Raw genomic sequence first — 25,754 nt, 5'->3', positions numbered from 1 at the left:
CTCTACTCATTCATTATATCAGAAAAAATATGTATAATTAGTAAAGTCCTTATTGTTCCATAAGTCAAACATTTCTAATGGCGCATTCCCTCTTTATTCTATATACACGAATTGGATACCTTCTGATTGCGACTCGAACATCACGCTATAATTTCCATAAATCAAATTTTAAATTATCAAGAACTGTAAAGAATTTGTTCCTTCATTTTTTCCTTCTAAATAACCACCCTAACCCATACATTAATGGTAAAATATAGTTAATCCATTTTACGCTATGGAGGTGTAAAAATCTATGTATATATTCATCGGCTTATCCCTCTTACTCATATTACTTATTTTTTTATTCGCAAAAAAATTCACACCAAACTCATTCATGATGACTAGCTTTAAAGGCAATAGCTTTAAGACATTTTCAATCGGTATTTTAATCGCTGCCATACTCTCACTTTCATATGGGACTTATCATGCAGTAACATATCAACCTAGTTATTTAGATATTAAATTAAAAAATCAAAACTATACTGTTTTCGGTAATGTAGGCGAATTCGGTTATTTCTCCGAAGAATTATTAAAAAAAGATACAGAAGTACAACTATATTTCGTCTCTTGGAAAACAATAAAGTTAAAAAATCCGGTAATACTTATAGAATATCCTTCAGGAAAACAAGAAACATGGAAGCCAAATATCGTATCAATACCGGTAAATAAATTACAAGAAAAACTTGATATAAAAGATATTTATCAACTATCACCGTATTCATTTAAAGAGTCTGGAGAAATAATATTAACAATAAAAGAAAACAATGTAAAAAACAATACAATTTCCATTCAAATAAAATAAATAAAAACTGTTCCTCCATTTTGCTGAAGGGACAGTTTTTATTTATTCTACAGTATTATTTATTTAATGTATCCATTATTTCATTGGCTATATTCTTTCCATTTCCAATACACGCACCAATTCCAACACCATAATATGAGGCACCAGCTAAATATACATTTGGATAAAGATTCGTCATTTTCTCTTGTAATGCTTGAACCGCTTGATTATGTTCTAAATGATATTTCGGCATTAAATCTTTCCAATTTGTAACTTCAACTACTTCTGGTTCACCTTTAATTCCGAGACTCTTTTCAATATCATATAAAGCGACTCGTACTAATTCTTCTTCACTGTAATTCTTGATTGTTTCATATACCGGATTGGTACTCTTATAAAACATTCTAACTAATAATTTTTGTTTACCCGATGTATGTTTCCACTTTCGACTTGTCCATGTACAAGCATCACAATGTAAATCACTGTTTTCCGTTACAATAAACCCCGTACCATCAGCTGGTAGTTGTTCATCTAGTATGTCAAATCCTAAATAAATACTTATAAGAGATGAGTTTTTAAATGTATTAAACTGCTCATTTAACTCATTAGACTGTAATAAAGTTTGTGCAATATCATGTGGAGCTGCTAAAACAACATAATCAGCTTGTATTGTTTCATGATTTGCAAAAGAAATCTCATATCGATCCTCTTGTTTACTTACAGCCGTCGTTATAGCACCTTTTTTTACGACAGTTTCAGTCAGCACTTCTTCTAAGCGATTAATTATCGTAGATAGTCCACCTTTAAATGATACGAATTTTTTATTTCCTGCTGATTGAAATTGTTTTTTATTCTCTTCAAAACCTTTAATAATACTTCCATACTTATTTTTATAATCCAGTAAATACGGTAATGTAGATGCCATTGTAAGCTCATTCAATTTACCAGAATATACGCCTGAAAGCACAGGAGCAATTTGTCTTTCCACTAACTCTTTCCCTAAAAAGCTTTCTAAAAATAAAGCAAGTGATGTATCTTTCGTAAACTCTTTATTTTTCGTTATGAAATCTTTTAAAGCTACGATTTTCCCCTTCGTTGAGACTAGCGTACTGCTAAACAACGACTGGGCGCTCATCGGTATCCCAAATATAGTATCAGAAGGAATCGGATGTAACATGTTTTCAGAATATATGTAAGAAATACCCGTTTCATTATATACCATTTCATCTTCTAAATTTAAATCTTTTACAAGTGGCATAACGTGTTCATTACGAGCAACGATTGAATCCCCTCCTGACTCCATAATGAAATCCTTTTCTTCCACACTATGGATTTTACCACCTAAATACTCTTCTTTCTCAATAAGAATTAAATTTAAATCGATATTATAATCCTTTTTTAATTTTTCTAAATAAAACATAGTAGAAAGTCCCGTTATACCTCCACCGATAACAACAACTGTTTTCATATGTGCTGCGCTCCTAACCGATACAATTAATAATTCCTTTTTATTATAACCAAAAGTCCTTATATTCGACTAGCAAGTTGCGCATTCTGTAAGAAATTAGACAATATATTTTAATATATTTTCAAATTACCTAATAAAAAAGAACTATAACATTTACAAACCCCGTCATAGTTCTCTTTATTTTAAAAACATAAAGTAATTGATTAATTTGTCTAGTTCTTGACTCAATGCCAATACTTTTTCATGTTGAATTCCATAATCCGATACTAAATATAAAAGTTCTTCTTTTTTTATTTCAATTACTTTTTCCAATTTCGCTAGTTCCATGTCGTTTTACATCTCTCCAAAAATAAAATGTATGTATTTCAGTATAGCCTACTTACATAATTAGTAAAAGTAAAATACGCATGTAAAATCTTACATATTTGAAAAAATAATATACTACTAACAAAAAAAGAAACTAGATTAAACATCCTTTTACAGATCATTAACGTTCATTAAGAATGAATAACATAACGGAATTTTTCTAATGTGATATCTTTATAATTTGGAGCTCTCTGTATATGATTAAAATAACTATATGAGAATTTAAATACATGACCAAAATCCCAATCGAATTCACTATAGTCTTTTATCCAAAATATATTTTCAGTTGGTAAAATATTTGCACGTTTAGATTGAATTAAAAGTAATCGATCTATAGGTGAGTGTAAAGTTATTTCCGTATTCAGCTTGAGCTTTTGGCTAGCTCTTAGTACGTATACTAGTTTTAACAGCGGACGTATCCCTCGTTGAAATATATCTATATGTCCTAAATCGTACATTATATTAATTGCGTGGGAGTATGTAAGCAAATGCCCAATTAAATCATGATGTGATTCCGCTCGATAAATACTATTAAATTTCGATAACTCATTTAAAATGAACTGAGATACTTGTGTTGGATTACTCAATTCACTTTGTATCTCCTCTTCAAAACTTAATTGTTTTACTTCTTTCGTCGTATAACCAATCCACGATCTACCTGGAATTGTTTTTCGAAATGATAAAATAAGAGTAGTAATCCCTTCAATTGCTTGATTATCACCCCATTTTTGTAGCTCTTTCATAGCTAATAAACTTAATGACGCATAAATGACGTTATGCCCCACCCAATGAAGCTCATCAATCGTTTGTTCTAAAGATTTTATAATCATATTTTCCGCAATTTTAAAATCTATTTCTTTTTTATCATCAATCATCTCACCAATTTTTTTCTTGTTCAGCATCATCCTTGTTTGCGAATACATATTACGAGCTGTTTCTTCATCAATATTATTATCTTTCATAAAAAAATAACTAGCAATTGCAGCTGCTCCAAAATGTGCATGCCAAATATCATTTGTTTCTTTTTTACATTGAGAAATAATTGAAAGACCGCCTTTCAAAATACTTTTTTCCATTTTCTTTCTCCCCTATTAAAAATCACTATATTTTCATCCTAAAGATGGTGTCAGTACAAATAAAATGTGATTCGATTCATCACTTTTATTCAAAAATCGATGCTTCACATTCGGTGGAATACGTACAACATCGCCTTCTTCTAAATAATATTCTTTTCCCTCCAATTCCACATACACTTCCCCTTTCATAATAACAGCAATCTCTTCCTTATCTTCATGGGAATAATGGCTTTCTGTTGTGTTTGCTCGTTTATTTAAATCCATCATTAACATTTCAATACGTGCTTTCATAAAATCAGGTGTTAATACATCATATACAATGTGATCATTGTTTTCCCGATATACTTTTTTTCGATCTTTTTTCTTAGAAATGAGCGAATCTGTATCGATATCATTAATAAAAAGTGTAAACAGCGGTACATTTAATGCTTTTGCAATTAACTCCAAAACATTTAAAGAAGGATTAGCATGTCCTCTTTCAATTTGGCTAATTAGTGATGTACTAATTCCTGCATAATCAGCGAATTCACGAATTGTCATATTATTTTTCTTACGATAACTTAATACTGTTTGTCCAAGCCTATCATGTATCATAGTAAAACTTCCTTTCATCCATCATAATGCATATTTCATTGTCTTTGTGCTGACATACTAAACAAAGGCAAATAATCCTTTCCTATTATCTCCGGGACTTATATACTTACCTTTGTACATTATATCGTATTAAGTTTATTATAATAAACACTCTATAGGAGGGACAAACTTTGAAATCACCTATTCTTTCATATTTCATCTTATTTTTTGGTGTATTCGCCTTATCAACTTCAGCTATTTTTGTAAAATTGGCAGATGCTCCTGCGACAATCATTGCTTTTTACCGATTATTCTTTGCCACACTGATCCTGTTACCGTTATTACTATTTAATAAAAATAGTCGAAATGAGCTAAAAACTTTAACGAAAAAACAATGGACATTCGGATTCATATCTGGGCTATTTTTAGCTGCACATTATGTACTATGGTTTGAATCATTACAATATACTTCTGTAGCAAGCTCTACAGTTATCGTAACGTTACAACCTTTGTTCTCAATGATTGGTGGTTATTTTTTATTTAAGGAAAGATTTACGAAAGGAGCGGTTATTGGTTGCCTCATCGCTATTTCAGGTAGTATCATCATTGGCTGGCAAGATTTCCAAATTAGTGGAGAAGCTTTATATGGAGATATTTTAGCATTTATTGCTGCCGGTATCATTACTGCTTATTTTTTCATTAGCCAACACGTTCGTAAAGATTTGTCACTTATACCCTATTCAGTAATTAGTTATGGAAGTAGTGCTGGCTTTCTTGGCATATTTGCTTTCACGCAACAAGAATCTTTCATCCATTACTCTACACAAACTTGGTTGTGCTTTATTGGATTAGCTTTCATTGCTACAATTTTAGGACAAACCATTTTTAATTGGTTATTAAAATGGATGAGTGCTACTGTAATTTCAATGAGTATTTTAGGTGAAACAATTGGCACTTGTATACTAGCGTACTTTATATTACATGAGACCATTTCTTTACAACAAGGACTAGGAATTACCGTTATTTTTATTGGTTTAGTATTATTTTTATTGCAGCCAAGTTCTAATAAAAAAGCATGACAGTATACTGTCATGCTTTTCCAGAGTGTTGGGAAACCCTTTAGGGTTCCCAACACTCTGGAATCTTTTTTGATTTTAGCGAATAAAAACAACATAAAATAATAGAATTTTAAAAAATAGCCCTCCACCTGACCCTTTTTGGTCAGGTGGAGGGCTATTTTTTTCATGTTTTGACAAGCTGCGGTGAGATAAGCTTGCATTTGGACAGACTTCAGCCCTCGAAACCGGGCATAGCGGTAGCCATGTAGTTCTTTGGCGTCTGCAAAGCTTCGCTCTATAGTGGAACAGCGTACTTTATACAACCTTTTCCCTGTAGCTGTTAGCTTGTTTTTTCTAGCAATATCCTTATATTTCTCCCACACATGATGAGTGATAACTTTTTGTTTTTGTTTCTTTGAAAAGCACACCTCACGTAACGGACAAACAGCGCAGTCTTCTGGATTCGATTTGTATTGACGGTATCCTTCACGATCAGTTGTTACATATTCTAGAATACATCCCATCGGACAAGCGAAAACATTCATTTCTTCTACATATTTAAATTGGCTTTTCGGTACTTCTTTATTCCGTTTTCCAAATCGGCGATACCCCATCACCATAAATATATTCCGTTCTGATAGTTTCTTACAGATATATCCTGTAAAATAGCCAGCATCAAGGGCAACAGCTTCTACTTTGAAGTCGAATTTATCAATCTGAGCTTGGAGGCGTGCTAAATACGGCTCGGAATCTGCCATATTTCCAGCCGTTACATAGGTATCTGTAATAATATTGTACTTCGCATCAGTCGTACGATGATCCAAGAAATGAAAACCATTTGGTTTTCCATCTCTCATTAAAAATCCACTATCTGGATCCGTTGTACTTATACGAGTTTTTTTGGTAGGGGTATCACTTTCCTTTCTAGGTTTTAATTCTTTTTTCCATGTACCTCACGATCTTCGATTACCGCAGCTTCTAGCTCGTCTATATAAAACTTTGCTTTTTCTTTTTTATATTTATGTACAAATTTATTTTTATTGGCATTGGCCTTAATATGTGTAGAATCTGTCATCAGTGCACGTCCTCCTACCATCCGGTGCTCCGTCGCTTGTCTCACAATCTCATCAAAAATTTCTTCGAAAATATTTGTATGAATAAAACGAGTACGACGATTCCAACTGATTGTAGAGTGATCCGGAATAGTATCCGATAGAGAAAACCCTAAAAACCAACGGTAGGCAATATTCGTTTTAATTTCCTTTTCCAATTGACGCTCAGAACGAATACCGTAAAAATATCCAATAAACATCATCTTAAATAAAACAATAGGATGAATGGACGGGCGTCCATTGTTTTCACAGTAATAAGGGCGTAACTTCTCTTCAATAAAATCAAAACTAATTGTCGCTTCAATTGCACGAAGGAAATGATCTTGTGGAACCAACTCTTCTACAGAAACAGATACACGCTCATCACGATGATTTTTTAAAGCACCCATCATAAAAAATCTCTCCTTTTCCTCTTTTTTATCAGTGTTGACACATAAAAAGAGGTTCAGACACAAAAACAGGCTGTGGAGAAGACTTTCTCCACAGCCTGAAAAAGCATGACAGTATACTGTCATGCTTTTAACTATTCATTATGTACAATTAAACCATTCGGTCTAAAACGACTCATCATAATTTCATTAATAAACTTTCCATGAGCTTTCAAATTCCCTATCTTTACTCCCTCTTCTACAAATCCAAATTTTTCATATAAAGCTTTTGCTTTTGGATTCGTTTCTAACACACCTAGTTCTACTCTCTCTAACATTAACCAATTATCAGCCAAATCAAGCATCTTCGTAAGAAGTGCTCTCCCAATTCCTTTATTATGATATTCACTGTCTACCCCAATGAATAAATCGCCTGAATGAGATCTTCGGCCCGGACTTTGTGTTAAACCTACAAACCCAACAACTTCTCCATCATATTCTGCAACAAATTCAAATTGATTTGGTGCTAAATTTCGAATTCTATTTTCCATAGCCTCTACACGCATGCTAGGTAAGAAAACCATATACGGTAAAACATCATCCTGTATACATATACGATGAATTGCTCTAGCATCTTGTATTTCTACTGCTCTAACGTTGATTCCCATCTTTCTCTCCTCCATATAAATAACAATATATTTGTGTGTATTCTAGAAACGTTCACGAATGACCTTCTCGCCCGGATTTCTTTATGTCATTTTTACATAATTATTTCGATATAATACTTAATTTCCAAAAAGATTATAAAGATATAATGATATGGATTTGGTTAACTTTTCACCTTGTTATATAAATCAAGCAAATTTTCAATCAAAATACCATTTAGTTTCATGCCGACTATATCACAATTTTCTATTTCAATATTTTTCAGATTACTATTACTTATAGTGCTACATTCCAAATCACATTTATCGAATACAATAGGTTCCTTCTCATCTCCGAGACTTGTATTTTTAAATTGCACTCCACCTAAAGTCACCAAATTAAATTTACTGCCAGAAAGATTTAAATCTGCATATGATGACCTTCTAAAATTTATATTTCTAAACTTGGATTGACTTACATTACAATTACTCATATTCATATTCATTATATTGCTACCAACAAATGAACTGTTTTTTAAATTCACTTGATAATACTCTGTATTTGCTAAATTACAGTTTTCGTATTGACTATTTTTCATATCTTTATTTGTAACTACACTGGCTTTGTTTGAGCTTGTTTTTATTCTTTTCACGTAACAATACTCATCTTCCGATTCAAAAATCATTTGGTAACCCATCTTTTTATAAAAGTGATGATTGTTAATTTGTCTACTAGGTGTTTCGAGATCCCAAATCTTTATGTTCGGATATTCCTTTTCTATTAATTTCATAACATGTGATCCAATTCCTTTTCCTTGATAAACAGGATCTACAAAAATACGATCAATTCGACCGTACGACTTACCAGAAATCGTAACTATTATCCCTCCGATTATTTCTTTATCCATTACAACTTTGAAAGAATCCAATTCTTCAATGGAATATTCCATCATTTCAACTGAAGAATATCCTGGCGGTTGAATGTTATAATCAATGACATCATCTTGGCCGTATAGCCATTGTTTTGCTTCTGCATCAAATGTTCTTTTCATTATTTCTGTTAATTTCTCAGCATCTAAAATTGTAGCTTTTTCTATAGATATTTTCGTCATTTTCGTTTTCCCCTTCATTATTACAAACCAACCATTTTTGTGAATGGCATAATTATCAATTCACTTTTGTTTTTAATGCTTTTCCCATTATTACATATGGAACATCATTTTTACTTGGATGAAATGGTTCTAATACATTTACCCAATCTAATCTTTCATATAACGAACGTGCTTTTTCATTGTTTATTTGTGTTGTTAAAACACTCGTTCTATTTGGAATCCCTTCTAGTAATTCATTATGTAAGAATCAATTCACATATTTCTGGAAATCCATCCACATACTATAGATAAATCAAATGAAATTTGGAGGATACATACATGAATAACAAAAATATGAATAAAAAAGAAAATGTTACTGAAAACACTACATCTATTCAAAATAATAATACTGCAAATCTTACTATCGAAGAACAAGCAATGAACGGCTTATACGGAATGCCCGAAACAACAATTGAAGATGCTGATCACGCTGCAGCTGATGATTTAACTTCAAAAAATTAATTAACTACATTGAAAAAAGCCAAGGAAAATATCCTTGGCTTTTTTAACTATGCATCCACCTTTTGTATTTCTTCACTCTTTCTTGAAAGTTTACCTGGCCAAAAAGCAAATCGGCCTAACACAACTGTAATTGCGGGTACAAGTAACGGTCTTACGATAAATGTATCTAGTAATACGCCAATTGCAGTTACAATACCAAATTGAACTAATACTTGAATTGGAAGTGTACCTAACACTGCAAAAGTTCCTGCTAAAATTAAACCTGCCGATGTAATAACACTACCTGTTTGTATTACACCATTTTTTACTGCATCCAAGTGATTTTGTGTCTTTCTGTTTTTCCATATTTCTGAAACCATAAAGATATTATAATCTTCACCTAAAGCAACTAAAAATACGAATGCGTACAACGGTATCGCACCTTGAATGGCCGGCGCTCCCATACCGTAATGAAGTAATATCCATCCTGCTCCTAACGCTGAGAAGAATGATAAGACAACAGTTACAATTAAATAAACCATTGCAACAACCGATTGTAAATAGACAAGTAATAGTAAAGCGATAATGCTAATCATTACTGGAATAATTACTGATTCATCACGTTCAGTAATTTGCTTTGTATCATATAATGAAGCTGTTTCTCCACCAATCCACAATTGCTCTTCAGCATTACTAATCCCAGCATCTTTTAATACTTTTTCTACACTGCTTTTCAATTTAGGAATTTGATCTAACGCTTCAATTGAGTATGGATTTTCCGCTAAAGAAACTTCATACATTTGTATTTGCTTATTTTCTTTTCCCTCTTTTGGCTCTTTTACTGTATTTACGAAAGAAAATTTCTCTAGTTCTTGTTTAATAGGAAGCTCTTTTCCTTTCGTATCAACAACAACTTTTATTGGTGCTAGTTCACCAGCTGAGAAATGATCACTAATTAACGTAAACCCTTCACGAGAAGGCATATCCTTTGGAAACGACTCTAATAAGTCATATGTGTATTGAATACGTGGTACGAATGAAGCCAATCCGCCTAATACAAATACAGTTAGCATAATTATTGTCCATGGTCTTCGTACTACAATATCTCCAAGTTTTTTACTAAAGGAGCCTTTTGATTTTTTAACTTTTACAGCCCTCTTTTTCTTTCTTGCAAACTCCTCATTCATTGAATTTGTTCTCGGTATAAACGGGAAAAATGCAATTCTACCGAAAATTAATAATAGTGCTGGTAAAATCGTTAAAGCCGCGATTCCCATTATAAATACAGCAACACTAAATGGTACTGCAAATCGATGAAAGGCACCATAATGAGCAAGTAGTAATGTTCCTAATCCAAGTACAACAGTTAACGCACTCATTATTATTGCACCGCCAGATGCTTTAATCGCAAGTTGCAATGCTTTATATTTACTTTCTTCTTCTAACAAGTACTCTCTATATCTCGAAATTAAAAATAGACAATAGTCCGTTCCAGCGCCAAACAATAATACTGTCATAATTGATATCGCTTGGGCATCTACTTTAATCCATCCGTGATCAGCTAAAAAACCGAGTGTAGGACTAATAATACCGTATGCAAAGCCAACAACAAGTATAGGTAAAATCGCTAAAATTGGTGAACGATACAGTAAAATTAACAAAACTAACACTAGTAGTACAGTAGCCACTAACAATTTCACATCTGCTTGACTAAATAAACTAACTGCATCCGTTTGAATACCTACAGGTCCTGATAATCGAACATGTAAACCAGATTCACTTATTTTTTGTTTAAATGGATCTTCATCCACCTTACTATTCACTATTTTTCTAAACTCTTCAAGATTTCCTTTTAATATATCCGTACCAGCAGATTTATTAAAAAATACCGGTGTAACAAATGATGTACCATCTTTTGACGCACTTTTTGATAATACTTGCTCTGGAATTGTATCAAATGGTGGTAACGTTGATTGTTCTTTTAAAGGACTAGATTTTAACTCTTTATAGACATCTTGTATGAGTTTATAATCCTGTGACTGTAATCCACCATCTCTATACCATACTACTAATAAAGGATTCCCTGCATTATTCGGAAACTCTTTTTTCATAAGTGCTTCCGCTTGCTGCGACATAGCTGTTTCGGGTAAATTTTTCGGGTTCGGTTCTTTCGTACTATTTACTTGTGGTAACGTAAATGAAAGTAATAATGTAATAAGAATCCATACCGATAAAGTGATCCATTGCGTATTTCTCCCTGCTACAAGCCTCCCTAACATATGTAACGGGTGCTTTTTCATAAAAACCCACCTTCCTTTTTCCCTCCATTATTAATTATATATACTGGTCGGTTAATTAATCAAGAATGATTGAAAATTATGTTATAATTATCTCAATCATAAATGTCAGGAGCGAATGTATTTGGAACAAAAACAACGTCCTCTCGGAAGGCCGCGTCAAAATAAAAATACAAAATCTACAAAAGAAAACATTTTAGAAGTAGCAACCCGCTTATTTCTTACACAAAATTATCAAGTCGTTTCTATGGATGAGGTCGCAAAAGTTTGTGGTGTTACGAAAGCAACTGTCTACTATTACTATTCAACAAAAGCCGATTTATTTACCGCTACTATGATCGAAATGATGGTACGTATACGTGAGAATATGTCTCAAATACTCTCTACAAACAAAACTTTAGAAGAAAGATTATTAGACTTCGCTAAAGTTTACTTACACGCAACGATGGATATTGATATGAAAAATTTTATGAAAGATGCAAAACTGTCGTTATCTGAAGAACAATTGAAACAATTAAAAAATGCTGAAGATAATATGTATGAAGTACTAGAAAAAGCACTCGATAATGCTATGCACATCGGAGAAATTCCGAAAGGAAACGCTAAATTTGCGGCTCATGCTTTCGTATCTTTATTATCTATTGGGAATTTTAAAGATGAAAATCACAATCCTATTCTTGCAAATATAGATGAATTAGCACAAGAAATCGTTTCTTTTTATTGGAACGGATTAGGTCATTCATATTAAACAGATTTCCTTTAATAAAAAAGCATGTTTGAATTTTTTTCAAACATGTTTTTTTATAATTTAGCATCCATTATCTAAAAATTATTATCTTCGACTTTTATAAATTTTGAAGTTGAATCTTTATATTCCCCTTACTTAATCCCCCATGGTAACAAACTACAGATTCAATATCTAGATTTAAATACTTCTTCAAAGACTGCTGTGCTTCCTTAATATTTATAGTTGTTGGGGCGTGAATTCCTCCTAACATCCCATTCACACTATACATAGAGTCTCCTGCAACAAGAATTTTACTTTGTTTCAAATATAAACTAATATGACCCGGGGTATGCCCTGGAGTATGAAGAATTAGTATTCCACCGCAATACGGAAGTTCTTGCCCGTCAATCATAGTATCACTCACTTTTCCTTTTGGTCGGTTCTCTACATTTCCTTCCTTCAATAAAGGTAAATCCCCCTCGATATATGGCTTATCTAGTTCGTGCGCATAAACTTTAATATTACTTCGACAGCGCTGCAACAACTCCGGAAGACTACCTATATGATCAATATCCTGATGCGTCAAAATCACGACTTTTAACTTATCAAATGATACCCCAACCTTTTCCATCTCTACTTGTATATCTTCAATTTGTCCTGGGAAACCCGTATCTATTAATACTGCCATTTCATCATCCCATAAAAGAATTGGATGAATAACAAATTCTTGAAATTCAAGTTGTAACATTTCTATCCCTTTAGCAATCTCCATACAGCCATTCTCCTTTATGTTGAAGTTTGAAAATATGTACGAGTAAACTGAAAATATAAAGTGAAACTTTAATCCGTGGGGCTTTTACTACTCGGCAAATAGCGGGATAAAGCACCTCTATCTTATAATATGTTTTGTCATCCCAATAGAGAATGCTTCAAACCCTATAGATTCATAGTAAGATTGCAATTTTTCTACACACATAAGTTGTGGAATAACCTTGTTTTGTTCACAGTGTTGGATTAATCGTTTCACTATTTCTTTTCCGATGCCACTAGACTGATATTTTGGCAATACACCAACTCCACAAATAATGCCTGTTATGACTCCATCTGATATGACACGCCCCATCCCTACTAACCTCTTATCATCAAAAACATAAATTGCATACCAACTTTGCTTACACATTCGTTCTAACTCGTTAACCGTTAATTTAAGAGAATTCCATCCTAAAGATTCGTATAAGGATAATAATCCATTAAAATCTGTAGGATGTTCACTTGTGTAGCGTATACTATTTTCCATGTAAATACTCCCTATTCTCTGGCTTGTTTATATTTCATAAAATTCCCTTTACACAAATCTGATCGATGTAAAAATAACTAGAACAAACTTCAATAAGAAAGATAGAATTCCTTCTCAATATAAAATAAAAAGAAGTTACCTCACTTAAGATAACTTCTTTTATATAAGACTCTCATTATATTATTAACCAAAAAATATACAACTGCATACGATTAGCACAAACAAAACTAATAAACCATTTGAGAAATAACCCATTGAATACTACCCCTTTATTAAATTATGTAAAAGATTTTATCATAAAATGATTTACAACTTAATAACTGAAAAAGACATTGTATTCATTAGTTATATATGTTTAGTAATATTTTATTTTCGGTCATATTCTTCTTAACTTAAACCACTTCTCATCCCCTTATACTTAAGTTCAGATAACCTCAGAACAATACATAAGAAGACCTCAACTTATTGACGTCTTCTTTTCAACTACACTAATGGCTAATTCACGTTTTTTTATCAAATATATATAAACCCTTCACTAACAGAGCCATGTATGAAATGCCTTCCCCAATACATAAACATCTATAATCTGATTATTAACATCCTTATAGCCTTTAAATCTCATCCTCAGTTATTCTAATAGCTCTCTTATTCGAAAAGATATTTTTAAAAATTCCTACTCCAAAAATTAATAAGCCTATACCAACTAACTTATTTACTTGTAATGGAACACTCTCCATTCCAAATAATCCGAATGTATCAATGCATAACGCAACGACCAATTGAGTAATAAGACTAATTAGCACCGTATATGCTGGACCTAAACTCTTTATTGCACCCATTATACAAATAATTAACCCGATGCCAAACAGTCCACTTACATAAAACAAATAATTTGCAGTATACACTTTAATGCTAATACTGTTTTCTGTAATGATATAAAATAGAATAGAACTAATGAGACCTATTCCAAGGACACATGTAGTTGTTAACCACTGTCCTACATTTTCATTTACTTTTGCATTAAAAACAGATTGTACGCTAATTAATATTCCTGCTAATATAGCTAAACTAAATCCAATCAAAATCTTCCTCTCCCTTTCATTGCTCATATATATTATCTTTAGCGACTTCCTTCATTCTAGAAAAATCTTTAATTACAATAACTCCATTACTCTTTTCAATTAGTTTTTCATTATAAAATCTTTGTAATACCCGAATTACGTGCCTATAACTTACCCCTATAAAATCTGCAATACTCGTTACTGAAGTTGCATCCAAATCCCCTTTATACATATTCCCGTTACTATCTGTTGAAATTGAAAGCAAATAACTAGCTACACGTACTTCTACAGGATAAAGTAAATTAAGAGCAGTAAAACGAGTCGATATTTTTAACGTGTTGGCAATGTTTTCAAGCAAGAACTTCATAAATATAGGATCATGTAATAACTTGTTTCTAATAACCGTATTAGAAATAGAGATTGCTACAACATCTGAACAAGCCTCAACGACATTATGTGCTTTGCTATTTTGAATTAGTTCAATATCACCAACAATGGCCAATGGATTGATAAAGCGAAGAATTAATTTCTTCCCTTCAGGTGTAATCGTATAAACTTTTACTTTCCCTTTAACAACAAAATATAAACGATCCATTTCGTCATCTATATTGCAAATAAGCTCGCCTTTTTCAAAGTGATTTAATTGAAAATATGCTGTATCTATTTCTGAAAAAACCTCGAGCGTTTTATTGATTTTCAAATAATGCGTAATTAAACTTGATCTATTCTCCATATTCATTTCCTCCTTTCATTTACATATTAAATACAACAATACCTATAATCATTACTATTGTTCCCACAATATGATATCTCTCCATCTGTATCTTTTTTATATGAAACAGTCCTTTCATTTCAATAACTGTTGCCGTTAACAATTGAGCAACCATTAGTGTGCCAGCTGTCAATGTAACTCCTAGTGAATATATCGCCATAGTTTCTGCGCAAATAATGAATCCACCAAATGCACCCGCTGCTAAATATACTTTTTTCACACTCTTTAAATCTGTTACTTTCTCTTCTTTCTTTAACAAAAATACAGTTGTTGCAATAATGAATCCAATTAAATGGGTTATAATACTCGTCGACCATATACCGATATGTGAACTAAGTTTCGCATTAAAGGTTCCTTGAAGTGTTATAAATATCCCCGCAAAAACAGCAAATAGAATACCTTTCAAAAAATCATCTCCTCATCCTTTATTTCTGACTTAATTAAAAGCTATAATCCTATATAAACAAAAGGACAAATGTCACATCAGTATGAAAATAACTGCGAATGACCATAAAAAAACACACCTCAAAATAATTGAGATGTGTTTTTATCTTTTTATTATTATATATAATTTTAATAATTATAATTACGCTACATTAATAGGTTTATTCTTCAAAACAAACTTTCCAAATAAGAAACGCACAAGCGGCCCCATAATAATTAATTGTAATGGATACGCCATAATGAAGTTTTTAATAAAAATCGAGAAATACATTGAAACAAAAGATTCACCATGTAATCCATTATGAAAATACATCATTGCCATTCCATAAAACGACATGAAGAAAACCATTCCAATAACCATAGCTGTCGCCATCGCAATAATAATATTTACTTTTTTCGATTTATCAAATGGCAACATGAATACAATTTTTTTCGCACTAGGTCCAACGATACATATTTCAATTAATAGCGCAATAATAAATCCAATTAGTAGTTCTAATGCGATCTCCTTAATATGAATTGGCCCTCCTGATCCATTCGTTAGTAAATTGTAAAACGTCATTACGATAACCATCCCAAGGCACATCATCATACCAAATTGGAGGTTTTCCTTTCTTGTTGTTGGCAAAATTCATCATCCTTTCTCTTTGAGTCTTTGTCATTATATCGATATTGGAAACCTCTTCGTAAGTGAACATTTTGTGAACAAATTTAAAACGTTTTCATATATTTTCTTTACTTTCAACTCAAATTCTCACTTTTACTTATAAAGGTTTTATATATTTCAATGTTGAATTACTAAATTTAAACATTACTACTAGGAGGAGAACCATGAATGAACAAGGATTTTTCGTATATCATATCGTAACAAGGAAAAAAATGAAGATCGGACAAAGCATTCAATTTAATAAAAATCAAACTAATACGCTATTCCACTTCTTTTTTGAAAGAAAACATTTAAATTCTAGTGGTGAAGATTCTATACAAATTTTAAAAGAACATTATACAAATGAAGAATTACATATAAAGAATGAAAATGCTACAGTAGTTATGAATTACATGGATCAAACAATTAGAGCCATTAGAGAAACGATTATGGAAATGGTTAGGCTGCAAGAATATCCTGATTATCCATCAAGATTGTCTTGTTTATATGCTGCTAAAAGCTATGAAGATGCTTTAAAATGGAAAGCATTATTTGATTCTTACAATCGAGAAGTTTTGCAGATTGTTAAACTACGAGTAATCGGAAGTTCTTTTGAAGGTGACGGGAATCTTTTACCGAAAGAAGATGCTATTCCTTTTTCTCAAAAAATGGAACAAGCTAGAGAATATTGGAAAGGAAATGTGAATAACGAACTCCCTGAGCTACTCATTAATGGCGAAATTGAAGTAGTCGAAATTATTGATGACTTTTCCTCAATTCATGTTTAATTTCTAACTAAATCAAATAGGATGGAGATTACAATGATGAAAAAAGTGTACTTCAATCATGATGGTGGTGTAGATGATTTAATTTCACTATTTTTATTACTTCAGATGGATAATGTCAAACTTACAGGTGTTTCAGTTATCCCTGCTGATTGCTATTTGGAACCAGCAATATCTGCAAGTCGCAAAATTATTGATCGCTTCAGCAAAGAATATATTAAAGTAGCCGCATCAAATTCCCGTGCGAAAAATCCATTTCCAAAAGACTGGCGGATGCATGCATTTTATGTAGATGCTTTACCAATTTTAAATGAGGCTGGAAAAGTTATAACACCTGTAGCAGCAAAGTCTGCACATCATCACTTAATAGAAACGCTTCTACAAACGGAAGGAAAAACAACTTTATTATTTACGGGACCCCTAACTGACCTTGCTCGTGCATTATATGAAACTCCCATCATAGAAGATAAAATTGAACGTCTCGTTTGGATGGGTGGTACATTTCTTACAGCAGGCAATGTACATGAACCAGAGCATGATGGAACAGCTGAGTGGAATTCGTTTTGGGACCCTGAAGCAGTGGCTCGTGTATGGGATGCAAAAATTAAAATCGACTTAGTGACACTAGAAAGTACAAACCAAGTTCCGTTAACTATAAACATACGTGAACAATGGGCAAAAGAACGAAAGTATATTGGTATGGATTTCCTTGGTCAATGCTATGCAATGGTTCCCCCTCTCGTTCACTTCTCAACGAACTCTACCTACTATTTATGGGATGTACTAACTACCGCGCTTGTCGGAAACACTAACCTTGCAAAAACTGAAACAATTAATAGTATTGTTCATACATACGGACCAAGCCAAGGACGTACAGAGGAAACTGCTGATGGACGACCTGTAAATGTCGTTTATGATGTAAAACGTGATGTATTCTTTGAATATATTACTGAATTAGCAAAGAAAGCTTCTACTTGAACCACTATCTATACGAAAAATAAATAGAATAAAATCACTTCAGACGATGAACCCCTATATTTAGAATTTAGTTGAAACTACATATTTAACTATTGAAAAGAGTATTGAATTAAATTTCAATACTCTTTTTGTGCAATTTAATTATATTTGATTAATGTAGTGTCTTACAGATTATTCATTTCATAACCATTGACAAAATACGTTATTGTTTCTAACTCATCTTCATTTAATTCTCTATCTAGTTCTTGTTTGTACGCTGCCTTTATCTTCTCTTCATCGCCCTTATGAGCTTCTGTATAAGTTCCTACTGTTTTTAACATACGAATCTCTTGTAAAAACTCCTCTCGATTTATCGCTTCTCCATGAGAAAGAATATATGTCTCAGCATCAAATTTTTCTAATTCATCTATTAACGCAAACGTTCTTTTCGTCGTATAGTTCCACTTCGAGGAAAAAATATCTGCATATATACAGTCCCCTAAAAACAATATCTTTTCTTCTTTTATGTACATAACAACTGAATCATGTGCATGATCTCCGCCCACATGTTTTAACACGCATGTCACTTCACCAAGATCTAATTCAATTTGATTCTGGAACGTTAAGGTCGGAGGAATAATGTTAATATTTCTCGCTTTTTCTTCAAACTCTTTTTTTATGCAATCCGCACAAAATGCAATTTCAGTACCCTCTTTTACGCGTGCGTCCAAAGCTTCATCTGTCCATTCATAAGAAACAAGTGTACGCATCTCTTTTTTCGTTTCAGAATGTGCAATAGACAATGCATCTTGTAGTACAGGCAATCCAAAAATATGATCCCAATGCCAATGGGTTAGTGCTACGAAATCTGGATTCGATACATTTTGTTCTTTTAACATTTCTAAAAATAATTGTGCATGTTCTTCTGAATTCCCTGCATCAATCATTAACGTTTTTTCTTGTCCAACGACCATTCCTAAGATAGGTCTATCTGTTTCAGAAACAGGTGTCATATACCAAAATGAGTTTCCTATTTTTTTAATTTGTTGCATAACCAATTCCCCTTTTCATTTCCTCACTTAAGTTTAATATATAGATTATAACGAATCACTACTTTTTTCTCTATACTCAAACACAATTACTTGGACTATTCTAACTTTCCTTTTCGTAAGCTAAAAATAAGTGGAAGAATCGGAGTGTGATACTATGGAACGATTATGGATTCCAATGATTGTTACGTTTTTTTCATTTGGTGGATTACTATTAGGCGGTGCTGTTGGAGTAGCAACACGCCAACTCATTGAAGAAAAGATGCATCGTTTATACGCATTATGTGGCGGAATTTTACTTGGGCTTTTATCCCTTGAAATTATTCCTGAAACATTTTCAAGCTACGAAATGATTGGGCCTATACTTGGTATAGCCATCGGTATTTTAGTTATGAGCTTATTAGATAACTATTGTCACCATCCAATGATACATAAAAAAGAGCAACAAGCATGGCAAACCTTCCTTTTTCTCTCTTTCGCTATATTTATTCATAATATACCTAGTGGATTTGCGTTAGGTACAGCTTTTATAAATCATAATGACTCTGCCATTCCCTTTTTAATAGCAATCGTCATTCACCATATTCCTGAAGGCTTAGCATTAATTATCCCCTTTCTCTTTACAAAGCATAAATATGTTTCCTTTTTATTAACAACTTTATTACTTTCTCTTATTCTCGGTACTGGCACAGTTTTTGGCATTTTGATGGAAGGAAAAGCTCTTCACCTGCAAGGACTCATTATGGGAAGTGCTATCGGTTCACTTGGCTATGTCACAATTCATGAAATGCTTTGGAAAGCTAAGAAACAGCTCTCTTTCCTTACATTTCTAATATGGGCAACTAGTGGTTTTCTCCTAATAATAGCATTTACTCTACTAGCTGGACATCACTAAATTAAACAAAAAAGATAGCTGAAAACAATTTGTCTTCAGCTATCTTTTTTATTCTTTCTATTTCTCTATAGCTCCCTAGAAAAAACATGCATATACTTTGTTTTGAAATAACTGTAGTATTTCTTTCATACTTCGTATCGTTTCTCTCGACAAAACATTATTATTTTAGTCATTTATTAGAAGTTATATTATATTTTTTGACCATCATCTAATATTTTCGTTATTTGTAAAAAACATAAAAAAGAGTCTCTATTTTCAAAACAAGGACTCTTTTCATAAAGTGAAACTTTAATCATTCGGGCTTTTACGGGCAGCAGGGCCCCACCTAACTTCTTTGCTTCCGCTGAATTTTGAGGTGGAGTCTTATTGCCCGGCAAATAGCGGGATAAACTATTTAGCTACCTCTTCTTTCGGCATTACCATACCTTTATAAAGTTGAACAGTTATCCAGTAATAGATGAAATAAATGATTAAGAATATCCCAATTGGCACCCACACTTTTACAAACGGGTCAACTAATATAAAGCTGAATAAGTTAAGCCCTACTAAAACGTGAGAAATGCCAATGATTGCTGGGAAGATAAATAAATATGAAATTTCTTTATATATACTTTTCGTTAGCATACTGCGTCTCACACCAATTTTTCGTAACATTTCATAACGGCGTATGTCGCGAGAAGCACCTGTTAATATCTTGAACATAAGGGAACTTGCCATCATTGCTAAAAAGGCAATTCCGAGGAAAAATCCCATAAACATTGTTCCGCTCATGAAGCTGTTCATAAACTGATAAATTGTCATTTTCGTAAATAAGTCTACCTTTTCACCTGTTGCTTTTTCAATTTGTGCTTTTTGTCTCTTGTCTATTTCGATTAATAACGGTTTATATTTTTTCATATCATCTACTTTTGCTAATGTTACAGTGTGTTCTGTTCCTTGAATTCCTTTATAATGCTCTTCGTCTGCAATTCTTACTGGTTTTCCGTTAAATTGATTATGCGTAATTTGTATCTCTCTTACAACTGCGTCTTCCCAATCCTTTGGCATACGAGGGAATTTTGCTAATTCAGGAGCCTCTAAAGCTGAATATACAGGTTCTGTTAAAGGTTCAGTCACACGTTTACGAACAGGCTCTTTTAACGTTTTTGTATCAAAATGGTCTGAAACAAGTGGTGGTTTCGCAGTTAAGTCGTTACGTAAATAATAAACGGCTTCTCCATCTACTTTATATTTGTACTTGCTTTCTTCAACAATTTCCATTTCTTTTAAGGCAGCTTTGTCTTGATCATTCGGATCATGAATTACAACATCATATACACGAGAAAAGTCTGTCATAATACCTACATTTTTTTGGAAAGCCATACCTGCCGTCATCGCACCTGCGCCTAATGCAATTAACATCGCTACAGTACCTAATACTCTCGATAAACTATTTACTCGAAAGCGTAGCTGTGCATATGTAAAACTATTTAGACCAGTTTCATTTCGTTTTTTATTCCCCTTAATTTTCATCACAAAAAATGGGAGTAATGAACTAAAGGTAAAATATGTTCCAAGTGTTGTAACGATGGTTGCTATAATAAAACCTAATTCAGCATATATTTTTACATTGATCATAAAATAGTACCCTATACTTACTAGTAATACACCAAGTACTGTCATTATAATAATGCGAGTTTTACTTTTCTTCACTTCATCTAGTGTTTCATCTTCACGAATTAACTCTAGTTCAGTTTTACGTAACAATCGGACACTGTTCATTAAGCCAGTAATGAAAAATAGTATTAAGAAGAAAATAGCTGTAACTAAAATTGCTGGTGTGTATACAGATGCATAACTACCTTTTGCTGAAATTTCCATTCCATTCATTAAAAAATTTCCTGCTACACTTGCAAGTAACATCCCTACTAAAATACCGATAATAATACTGACAATACCCATACCGAATGTTTCAATAAATAATAACTGTGCTACTTTTTTCTTTTTTGCACCAAGCATCATGTACATACCGAGTTCTTTTCTTCTTAACGTGAGTAAGAAAGAGTTGGCATATATAATATAAAATACAGTAATGAAAGATAATAGTATTGCACCTACCCAAAAGACGAGTCTAATACTACTAATTAGGCTATTATCTTTCGTAAATTCGCTATTCATCGCCATCGTTTGGAACATATAGAAAATACTAATACTAATAACGAGGCCAATAAGTAAAACCATATAATCTTTTAACATTTTTTTCATACTATGACGTGATAATTTAAATAACATAGTTTCGCCCCCTACTTAGACTCAGCAGCTGAGCCCATATGAGCGAGCACACCTAAAATGTCTTGATAGAAATTCTCTCTAGTGCCTTGACGATTTAATTCTTTATAAAGAAGACCATCTTGAATAAATAAAATACGCTCACAATAACTTGCACTAAATGCATCATGTGTAACCATCAAAATACTTACATTGTGATTTTCATGTAAATCTTGCATTGCTTCTAATAAACTTTTTGCGTTTTTACTATCAAGCGCACCTGTCGGTTCATCTGCTAATACAATTGCTGGATTATGTACTAAAGCTCTTGCCGCCGCTGTTCTTTGCTTTTGTCCACCAGAAACAGCAGTTGGATATTTTGTTAAAATTTCAGTAATTCCTAATTTCTTCGCAACGTCATTTACCTTTCCAGTAATCTCACTTGATGGTACGCCTTGCAGAGAAAGTGGTAAAGCTATATTTTCATAAATTGATAAGTTTTCTAGTAGATTAAAATCTTGAAAAATGAAACCTAATTTTTGAGAGCGAAAATCAGATAACGCATTGCCCTTCATAGAAGTAATATTTGTACCAGCTATCGTCACACTACCACCTGTCGCTTGGTCAAGTGTACTTATCACATTAAGTAAAGTCGTTTTTCCAGACCCAGAAGGACCCATAATCCCGACAAATTCTCCTTCTTTAATACTTAACGATACACCCCTTAATGCTTTTGACTGATTCTCATTTCTTTTTCCATACGTTTTTTCTACACTTTCTACAGTAACTACATTTGTTGACATCTCTTTCACTCCATCCCTTTTGTATAAAATTAATTTCTCACATATTTCTTATTATTTTGTCATGTAAATCCTTAAGATTTTTTTAATTATTCATTCAATAAGAGTTACACCTGTAACATGAACCTATTTCCTACTTCATATTCTCATTTTTCTACAACTCGTTCCCTCGATTTCGCTTACATTTACCTTACATTTTTGTAAGATAAAAAAGAAAACACACTAATTTCTAATAGTGTGTTTTCTTTACAATCAATATTTTCTATTCTTTATTTCTTCTTCAATAGTTGCCACAAATACATCTAGTGCAATAACTTCTGACTTCTCTTCCCCATATTTACGTACATTTACAGCTCCGTTTTCCATTTCCTTATCTCCAATAACAAGAACATACGGCACTTTTTGCATTTGTGCTTCTCTTATTTTATATCCTAATTTTTCATCTCGTGCATCTTGTTCAACATGAACTCCAGCTTGTGCTAATTTAAGTGCAATCTCATTGGCATATTGTTCATGTACTGCATTTGAAACTGGAATTACTTTCACTTGAACTGGTGCCACCCATGCCGGGAACGCACCTCCAAAGTGCTCAATTAATATTGCTAAGAAGCGATCTAATGACCCTAAAACTGCCCTGTGAATAACAACTGGTCTTTTCTTTTCATTATTTTCATCTATATAATTTAAATCAAATTTCTCTGGCATTTGGAAATCAAACTGGATTGTTCCGCACTGGTGACTTCTATTTAAAGCATCTTTAATATGAAAATCAATTTTCGGCCCGTAAAATGCACCGTCACCTTCATTTAGTCTATATTTATAATTTAGCGATTGTAATACATTTTCTAATGCTGCTTCTGCTTGCTCCCATAATTTATCATCACCCATTGAGTCTTCTGGACGAGTAGAAAGCTCTACTTCATATTCGAATCCAAAAGTTTTATATACGTAATCAATTTGCGCCATTACTGATTTAATTTCATCTTCAATTTGTTTTGGAGTTACAAATAAATGTGCATCATCTTGGCAGAAAGTACGTACTCTTAATAATCCGTTTAAGGCACCACTAAATTCATGGCGATGTACTTGACCAAATTCACACATACGAATCGGTAATTCACGATAAGAATGCAATTTATTTTTAAACATAAGCATGTGCCCTGGGCAGTTCATCGGTTTTAATGCAAAACTTTTATTATCTACTTCAGAGAAATACATATTATCTTTATAATGTCCCCAGTGCCCTGATCTCTCCCATACTTCTTGGTTCATCATGAACGGAGTGCGTACTTCTTGATAATTGTACTCTTTTTGAATTTCTCTTAAAAATGCTTCCAATTCGTTACGAATCATTTGTCCTTTCGGTAAATAAAACGGCATTCCCGGAGCCTCTTCAGAAAACATAAATAACTCAAGCTCACTGCCTAACTTACGATGATTTCTTTTTGCTGCTTCTTCAACGAAATGTAAATACTCTTCTAATTCTTTTTGAGAAGAGAATGCAACACCATATATGCGCTGAAGCACTTGGTTATTACTATCACCTCGCCAATATGCACCGGAAACGTGAGTTAATTGAAATGCTTTCAAATAACCTGTAAATGGTAAATGTGGCCCTCTACATAAATCTACAAATTCACCTTGTTTATATAGTGTTACACTTTCCCCACTAGGAATTGCTTCTAAAAGTTCTAATTTCAAGCGATCGTTCATTTCTTGAAACAGTTTTGCTGCTTCTTCTCGAGAAACCTCAACTCGTTCTATCTTTATATTTTCATTTATAATCTTTTTCATTTCTTTTTCGATTTTTCGTAATTCTTCTACGTTTACACTACTTGGAAGATCCATATCATAATAAAATCCATTTTCAATAACAGGCCCCACCCCAAGATTTATATCACCATACATTCTTTTTACAGCTTGCGCTAAAATATGTGCCGCAGAGTGTCTTGTAATTTCTACACCTTCATTTGAATCTATAGTAATGATTTCTACTTCCGCATTTTCTTCAATATTTCGGCGTAAATCATATAACCCATCATTCACTTTCCCCGCGACTGCTTTCTTTTTCAAACTACTGCTAATGGATCCCGCAATTTCTTCTAAAGTAATTCCTTTTACAAATTCTTTCACGCTACCATCTGGAAATTTAATTTCAATCATTTGTTCTTTCATTTTTCATCTCTCCATTTCATAATAAAAAGCACACTCATCCCTAACATAGGGACGAGCGTGCTTTTACCCGTGGTTCCACCCAGATTCCCATCACAAAATGCAATGGCTTCTTTTACGGTAACGTCGTTTATACGGCACTAGATACTTAATTTCCCCAGTGCAGCTCTAAGGTGGTAAGTTATTTTTCTGCGTTAGGAAGTTCTCAGCTTTCCTTCCTTCTCTGTATAACCGGGTAAAATAACTCGTGTCCTTTTCTTCGCTTATTATGAAATTTAATGCAAAAAAGCATATTCATCCCTAAATATAGGGACGAATATGCTTATATCCGTGGTTCCACCCAGATTCCCATCACAAAAAACATAATGGCTTCTTTTGCGATAACGTCGCATACACGGCACTAGATACTTAATTTCCCTAGTGCAGCTCTAAGGTGGTAAGTTATTTTTCTGCGTTAGGAAGTTCTCAGCTTTCCTTCCTTCTCTGTATAACCGGGTAAAATAACTCGTGTCCTTTTCTTTGCTTTTT

General features: G+C 32.9%; 24 protein-coding genes, 2 pseudogenes and 2 other annotated features (1 of these 28 only partly in view). Of the genes and pseudogenes, 7 read left to right on the top strand and 19 right to left on the bottom strand.

Annotated elements, in window-relative coordinates:
* The first annotated feature begins 292 nt into the window (after positions 1-292).
* A complete protein-coding gene (locus AC3WVZ_RS10590) occupies positions 293-841 on the top strand; it encodes a hypothetical protein (RefSeq protein WP_000275240.1) in 549 nt (182 codons plus the stop codon).
* Between the two features lie 55 nt (positions 842-896).
* On the opposite strand, the gene AC3WVZ_RS10585 is transcribed toward AC3WVZ_RS10590, so the two are convergent.
* The 4 genes from AC3WVZ_RS10585 to AC3WVZ_RS10570 all read right to left on the bottom strand — a co-directional run bounded on the left by AC3WVZ_RS10585 (position 897) and on the right by AC3WVZ_RS10570 (position 4,324).
* The gene (locus AC3WVZ_RS10585; RefSeq protein WP_233936346.1) at positions 897-2,288 is read right to left on the bottom strand and encodes a protoporphyrinogen oxidase; all 1,392 of its coding nucleotides are present in this window, start codon (positions 2,286-2,288) and stop codon (positions 897-899) included.
* 177 nt (positions 2,289-2,465) lie between these two features.
* Positions 2,466-2,615 carry an aspartyl-phosphate phosphatase Spo0E family protein gene (locus tag AC3WVZ_RS10580; protein WP_000417698.1) on the bottom strand — a complete coding sequence of 50 codons (150 nt, stop codon included), beginning with the start codon at positions 2,613-2,615 and terminating at the stop codon, positions 2,466-2,468.
* Positions 2,616-2,785: 170 nt separating this feature from the next.
* Entirely contained in the window at positions 2,786-3,730 is a 945-nt protein-coding gene (locus tag AC3WVZ_RS10575; protein WP_233936345.1) for a hypothetical protein, read from the bottom strand.
* 33 nt (positions 3,731-3,763) lie between these two features.
* Entirely contained in the window at positions 3,764-4,324 is a 561-nt protein-coding gene (locus AC3WVZ_RS10570; RefSeq protein WP_000581032.1) for a helix-turn-helix domain-containing protein, read from the bottom strand.
* Between the two features lie 170 nt (positions 4,325-4,494).
* Here AC3WVZ_RS10570 and AC3WVZ_RS10565 point away from each other — a divergent pair, with 170 nt between their 5' ends.
* Positions 4,495-5,382 (top strand): DMT family transporter, encoded by an 888-nt coding sequence (locus tag AC3WVZ_RS10565; RefSeq protein WP_000841810.1) that lies wholly within the window; start codon positions 4,495-4,497, stop codon positions 5,380-5,382.
* Positions 5,383-5,495: 113 nt separating this feature from the next.
* On the opposite strand, the pseudogene AC3WVZ_RS10560 reads toward AC3WVZ_RS10565, so the two are convergent.
* The 4 genes and pseudogenes from AC3WVZ_RS10560 to AC3WVZ_RS10545 form a co-directional block, all read right to left on the bottom strand.
* Positions 5,496-6,865 (bottom strand): annotated as a pseudogene (locus AC3WVZ_RS10560) (IS1182-like element ISBth7 family transposase); the annotation flags it as partial.
* 131 nt (positions 6,866-6,996) lie between these two features.
* Positions 6,997-7,509: a GNAT family N-acetyltransferase gene (locus AC3WVZ_RS10555; RefSeq protein WP_000512619.1), complete on the bottom strand. Its 513-nt coding sequence runs from the start codon at positions 7,507-7,509 to the stop codon at positions 6,997-6,999.
* Positions 7,510-7,670: 161 nt separating this feature from the next.
* On the bottom strand, positions 7,671-8,615 hold the full coding sequence (locus AC3WVZ_RS10550; RefSeq protein WP_065382127.1) for a GNAT family N-acetyltransferase: 945 nt from the start codon (positions 8,613-8,615) through the stop codon (positions 7,671-7,673).
* Between the two features lie 37 nt (positions 8,616-8,652).
* Positions 8,653-8,841: pseudogene (locus tag AC3WVZ_RS10545) on the bottom strand (GNAT family N-acetyltransferase); the annotation flags it as partial.
* 74 nt (positions 8,842-8,915) lie between these two features.
* On the opposite strand from AC3WVZ_RS10545, the gene AC3WVZ_RS10540 reads away from it, so the two are divergent.
* Entirely contained in the window at positions 8,916-9,098 is a 183-nt protein-coding gene (locus AC3WVZ_RS10540; protein WP_001060657.1) for a DUF4021 domain-containing protein, read from the top strand.
* Positions 9,099-9,145: 47 nt separating this feature from the next.
* On the opposite strand, the gene AC3WVZ_RS10535 is transcribed toward AC3WVZ_RS10540, so the two are convergent.
* Positions 9,146-11,377, bottom strand: a complete 2,232-nt coding sequence (locus tag AC3WVZ_RS10535) for an MMPL family transporter (protein ID WP_065382126.1) — start codon at positions 11,375-11,377, stop codon at positions 9,146-9,148.
* Between the two features lie 121 nt (positions 11,378-11,498).
* On the opposite strand from AC3WVZ_RS10535, the gene AC3WVZ_RS10530 reads away from it, so the two are divergent.
* Entirely contained in the window at positions 11,499-12,122 is a 624-nt protein-coding gene (locus tag AC3WVZ_RS10530; protein ID WP_000436013.1) for a TetR/AcrR family transcriptional regulator, read from the top strand.
* A 97-nt stretch (positions 12,123-12,219) separates the two neighbouring features.
* Here AC3WVZ_RS10530 and AC3WVZ_RS10525 read toward each other — a convergent pair whose 3' ends face one another.
* The 6 genes from AC3WVZ_RS10525 to AC3WVZ_RS10500 form a co-directional block, all read right to left on the bottom strand.
* Positions 12,220-12,873 carry an MBL fold metallo-hydrolase gene (locus AC3WVZ_RS10525; RefSeq protein ID WP_000401480.1) on the bottom strand — a complete coding sequence of 218 codons (654 nt, stop codon included), beginning with the start codon at positions 12,871-12,873 and terminating at the stop codon, positions 12,220-12,222.
* A gap of 117 nt (positions 12,874-12,990) precedes the next feature.
* Complete coding sequence (locus AC3WVZ_RS10520; protein WP_000431735.1) at positions 12,991-13,398, bottom strand: GNAT family N-acetyltransferase; 408 nt, start codon at positions 13,396-13,398, stop codon at positions 12,991-12,993.
* Between the two features lie 611 nt (positions 13,399-14,009).
* A complete protein-coding gene (locus AC3WVZ_RS10515) occupies positions 14,010-14,480 on the bottom strand; it encodes a DMT family transporter (RefSeq protein ID WP_063219977.1) in 471 nt (156 codons plus the stop codon).
* Between the two features lie 16 nt (positions 14,481-14,496).
* Positions 14,497-15,192, bottom strand: a complete 696-nt coding sequence (locus AC3WVZ_RS10510) for a Crp/Fnr family transcriptional regulator (RefSeq protein ID WP_000431609.1) — start codon at positions 15,190-15,192, stop codon at positions 14,497-14,499.
* A 19-nt stretch (positions 15,193-15,211) separates the two neighbouring features.
* A complete protein-coding gene (locus tag AC3WVZ_RS10505) occupies positions 15,212-15,637 on the bottom strand; it encodes a DMT family transporter (protein WP_000676261.1) in 426 nt (141 codons plus the stop codon).
* 180 nt (positions 15,638-15,817) lie between these two features.
* On the bottom strand, positions 15,818-16,303 hold the full coding sequence (locus AC3WVZ_RS10500; protein ID WP_001143427.1) for a DUF2798 domain-containing protein: 486 nt from the start codon (positions 16,301-16,303) through the stop codon (positions 15,818-15,820).
* Between the two features lie 203 nt (positions 16,304-16,506).
* Here AC3WVZ_RS10500 and AC3WVZ_RS10495 point away from each other — a divergent pair, with 203 nt between their 5' ends.
* Both AC3WVZ_RS10495 and AC3WVZ_RS10490 read left to right on the top strand, forming a co-directional pair.
* Positions 16,507-17,109, top strand: a complete 603-nt coding sequence (locus tag AC3WVZ_RS10495) for a DUF2441 domain-containing protein (RefSeq protein ID WP_001005241.1) — start codon at positions 16,507-16,509, stop codon at positions 17,107-17,109.
* Between the two features lie 21 nt (positions 17,110-17,130).
* Complete coding sequence (locus AC3WVZ_RS10490; protein ID WP_139245340.1) at positions 17,131-18,084, top strand: nucleoside hydrolase; 954 nt, start codon at positions 17,131-17,133, stop codon at positions 18,082-18,084.
* Positions 18,085-18,248: 164 nt separating this feature from the next.
* Here the strand turns inward: AC3WVZ_RS10490 and AC3WVZ_RS10485 are convergent, their stop codons facing one another.
* Positions 18,249-19,115: an MBL fold metallo-hydrolase gene (locus AC3WVZ_RS10485; RefSeq protein ID WP_065382124.1), complete on the bottom strand. Its 867-nt coding sequence runs from the start codon at positions 19,113-19,115 to the stop codon at positions 18,249-18,251.
* A 154-nt stretch (positions 19,116-19,269) separates the two neighbouring features.
* Here AC3WVZ_RS10485 and AC3WVZ_RS10480 point away from each other — a divergent pair, with 154 nt between their 5' ends.
* Positions 19,270-20,007 carry a ZIP family metal transporter gene (locus tag AC3WVZ_RS10480; RefSeq protein WP_233936344.1) on the top strand — a complete coding sequence of 246 codons (738 nt, stop codon included), beginning with the start codon at positions 19,270-19,272 and terminating at the stop codon, positions 20,005-20,007.
* Between the two features lie 390 nt (positions 20,008-20,397).
* Here AC3WVZ_RS10480 and AC3WVZ_RS10475 read toward each other — a convergent pair whose 3' ends face one another.
* The 3 genes from AC3WVZ_RS10475 to thrS all read right to left on the bottom strand — a co-directional run bounded on the left by AC3WVZ_RS10475 (position 20,398) and on the right by thrS (position 25,229).
* A complete protein-coding gene (locus tag AC3WVZ_RS10475; RefSeq protein WP_072770352.1) occupies positions 20,398-22,278 on the bottom strand; it encodes an FtsX-like permease family protein in 1,881 nt (626 codons plus the stop codon).
* 11 nt (positions 22,279-22,289) lie between these two features.
* The gene (locus tag AC3WVZ_RS10470) at positions 22,290-23,057 is read right to left on the bottom strand and encodes an ABC transporter ATP-binding protein (protein ID WP_000106426.1); all 768 of its coding nucleotides are present in this window, start codon (positions 23,055-23,057) and stop codon (positions 22,290-22,292) included.
* 249 nt (positions 23,058-23,306) lie between these two features.
* Complete coding sequence (gene thrS, locus AC3WVZ_RS10465; protein ID WP_233936343.1) at positions 23,307-25,229, bottom strand: threonine--tRNA ligase; 1,923 nt, start codon at positions 25,227-25,229, stop codon at positions 23,307-23,309.
* 44 nt (positions 25,230-25,273) lie between these two features.
* Positions 25,274-25,495, bottom strand: a binding site (T-box leader).
* Between the two features lie 36 nt (positions 25,496-25,531).
* Positions 25,532-25,754: a binding site (T-box leader), on the bottom strand; it runs 1 nt beyond the window's last position.

The sequence above is a fragment of the Bacillus sp. CPT56D-587-MTF genome (assembly GCF_058792335.1).
This window is presented reverse-complemented; position numbering and strand designations above follow the sequence as displayed.

Bases quoted from the DNA above. Each gene is read 5' to 3' on its own strand.
- AC3WVZ_RS10520 (WP_000431735.1), bottom strand. From the start codon at position 13,398: ATGGAAAATAGTATACGCTACACAAGTGAACATCCTACAGATTTTAAT.
- AC3WVZ_RS10525 (WP_000401480.1), bottom strand. From the start codon at position 12,873: ATGGAGATTGCTAAAGGGATAGAAATGTTACAACTTGAATTTCAAGAA.
- AC3WVZ_RS10490 (WP_139245340.1), top strand. From the start codon at position 17,131: ATGGAGATTACAATGATGAAAAAAGTGTACTTCAATCATGATGGTGGT.
- AC3WVZ_RS10580 (WP_000417698.1), bottom strand. From the start codon at position 2,615: ATGGAACTAGCGAAATTGGAAAAAGTAATTGAAATAAAAAAAGAAGAA.
- AC3WVZ_RS10475 (WP_072770352.1), bottom strand. From the start codon at position 22,278: ATGTTATTTAAATTATCACGTCATAGTATGAAAAAAATGTTAAAAGAT.
- AC3WVZ_RS10570 (WP_000581032.1), bottom strand. From the start codon at position 4,324: ATGATACATGATAGGCTTGGACAAACAGTATTAAGTTATCGTAAGAAA.
- AC3WVZ_RS10510 (WP_000431609.1), bottom strand. From the start codon at position 15,192: ATGGAGAATAGATCAAGTTTAATTACGCATTATTTGAAAATCAATAAA.
- AC3WVZ_RS10480 (WP_233936344.1), top strand. From the start codon at position 19,270: ATGGAACGATTATGGATTCCAATGATTGTTACGTTTTTTTCATTTGGT.
- AC3WVZ_RS10550 (WP_065382127.1), bottom strand. From the start codon at position 8,615: ATGAAGGGGAAAACGAAAATGACGAAAATATCTATAGAAAAAGCTACA.
- AC3WVZ_RS10540 (WP_001060657.1), top strand. From the start codon at position 8,916: ATGAATAACAAAAATATGAATAAAAAAGAAAATGTTACTGAAAACACT.
- AC3WVZ_RS10590 (WP_000275240.1), top strand. From the start codon at position 293: ATGTATATATTCATCGGCTTATCCCTCTTACTCATATTACTTATTTTT.
- thrS (WP_233936343.1), bottom strand. From the start codon at position 25,229: ATGAAAGAACAAATGATTGAAATTAAATTTCCAGATGGTAGCGTGAAA.
- AC3WVZ_RS10485 (WP_065382124.1), bottom strand. From the start codon at position 19,115: ATGCAACAAATTAAAAAAATAGGAAACTCATTTTGGTATATGACACCT.
- AC3WVZ_RS10585 (WP_233936346.1), bottom strand. From the start codon at position 2,288: ATGAAAACAGTTGTTGTTATCGGTGGAGGTATAACGGGACTTTCTACT.
- AC3WVZ_RS10555 (WP_000512619.1), bottom strand. From the start codon at position 7,509: ATGGGAATCAACGTTAGAGCAGTAGAAATACAAGATGCTAGAGCAATT.
- AC3WVZ_RS10535 (WP_065382126.1), bottom strand. From the start codon at position 11,377: ATGAAAAAGCACCCGTTACATATGTTAGGGAGGCTTGTAGCAGGGAGA.
- AC3WVZ_RS10470 (WP_000106426.1), bottom strand. From the start codon at position 23,057: ATGTCAACAAATGTAGTTACTGTAGAAAGTGTAGAAAAAACGTATGGA.
- AC3WVZ_RS10495 (WP_001005241.1), top strand. From the start codon at position 16,507: ATGAATGAACAAGGATTTTTCGTATATCATATCGTAACAAGGAAAAAA.
- AC3WVZ_RS10575 (WP_233936345.1), bottom strand. From the start codon at position 3,730: ATGGAAAAAAGTATTTTGAAAGGCGGTCTTTCAATTATTTCTCAATGT.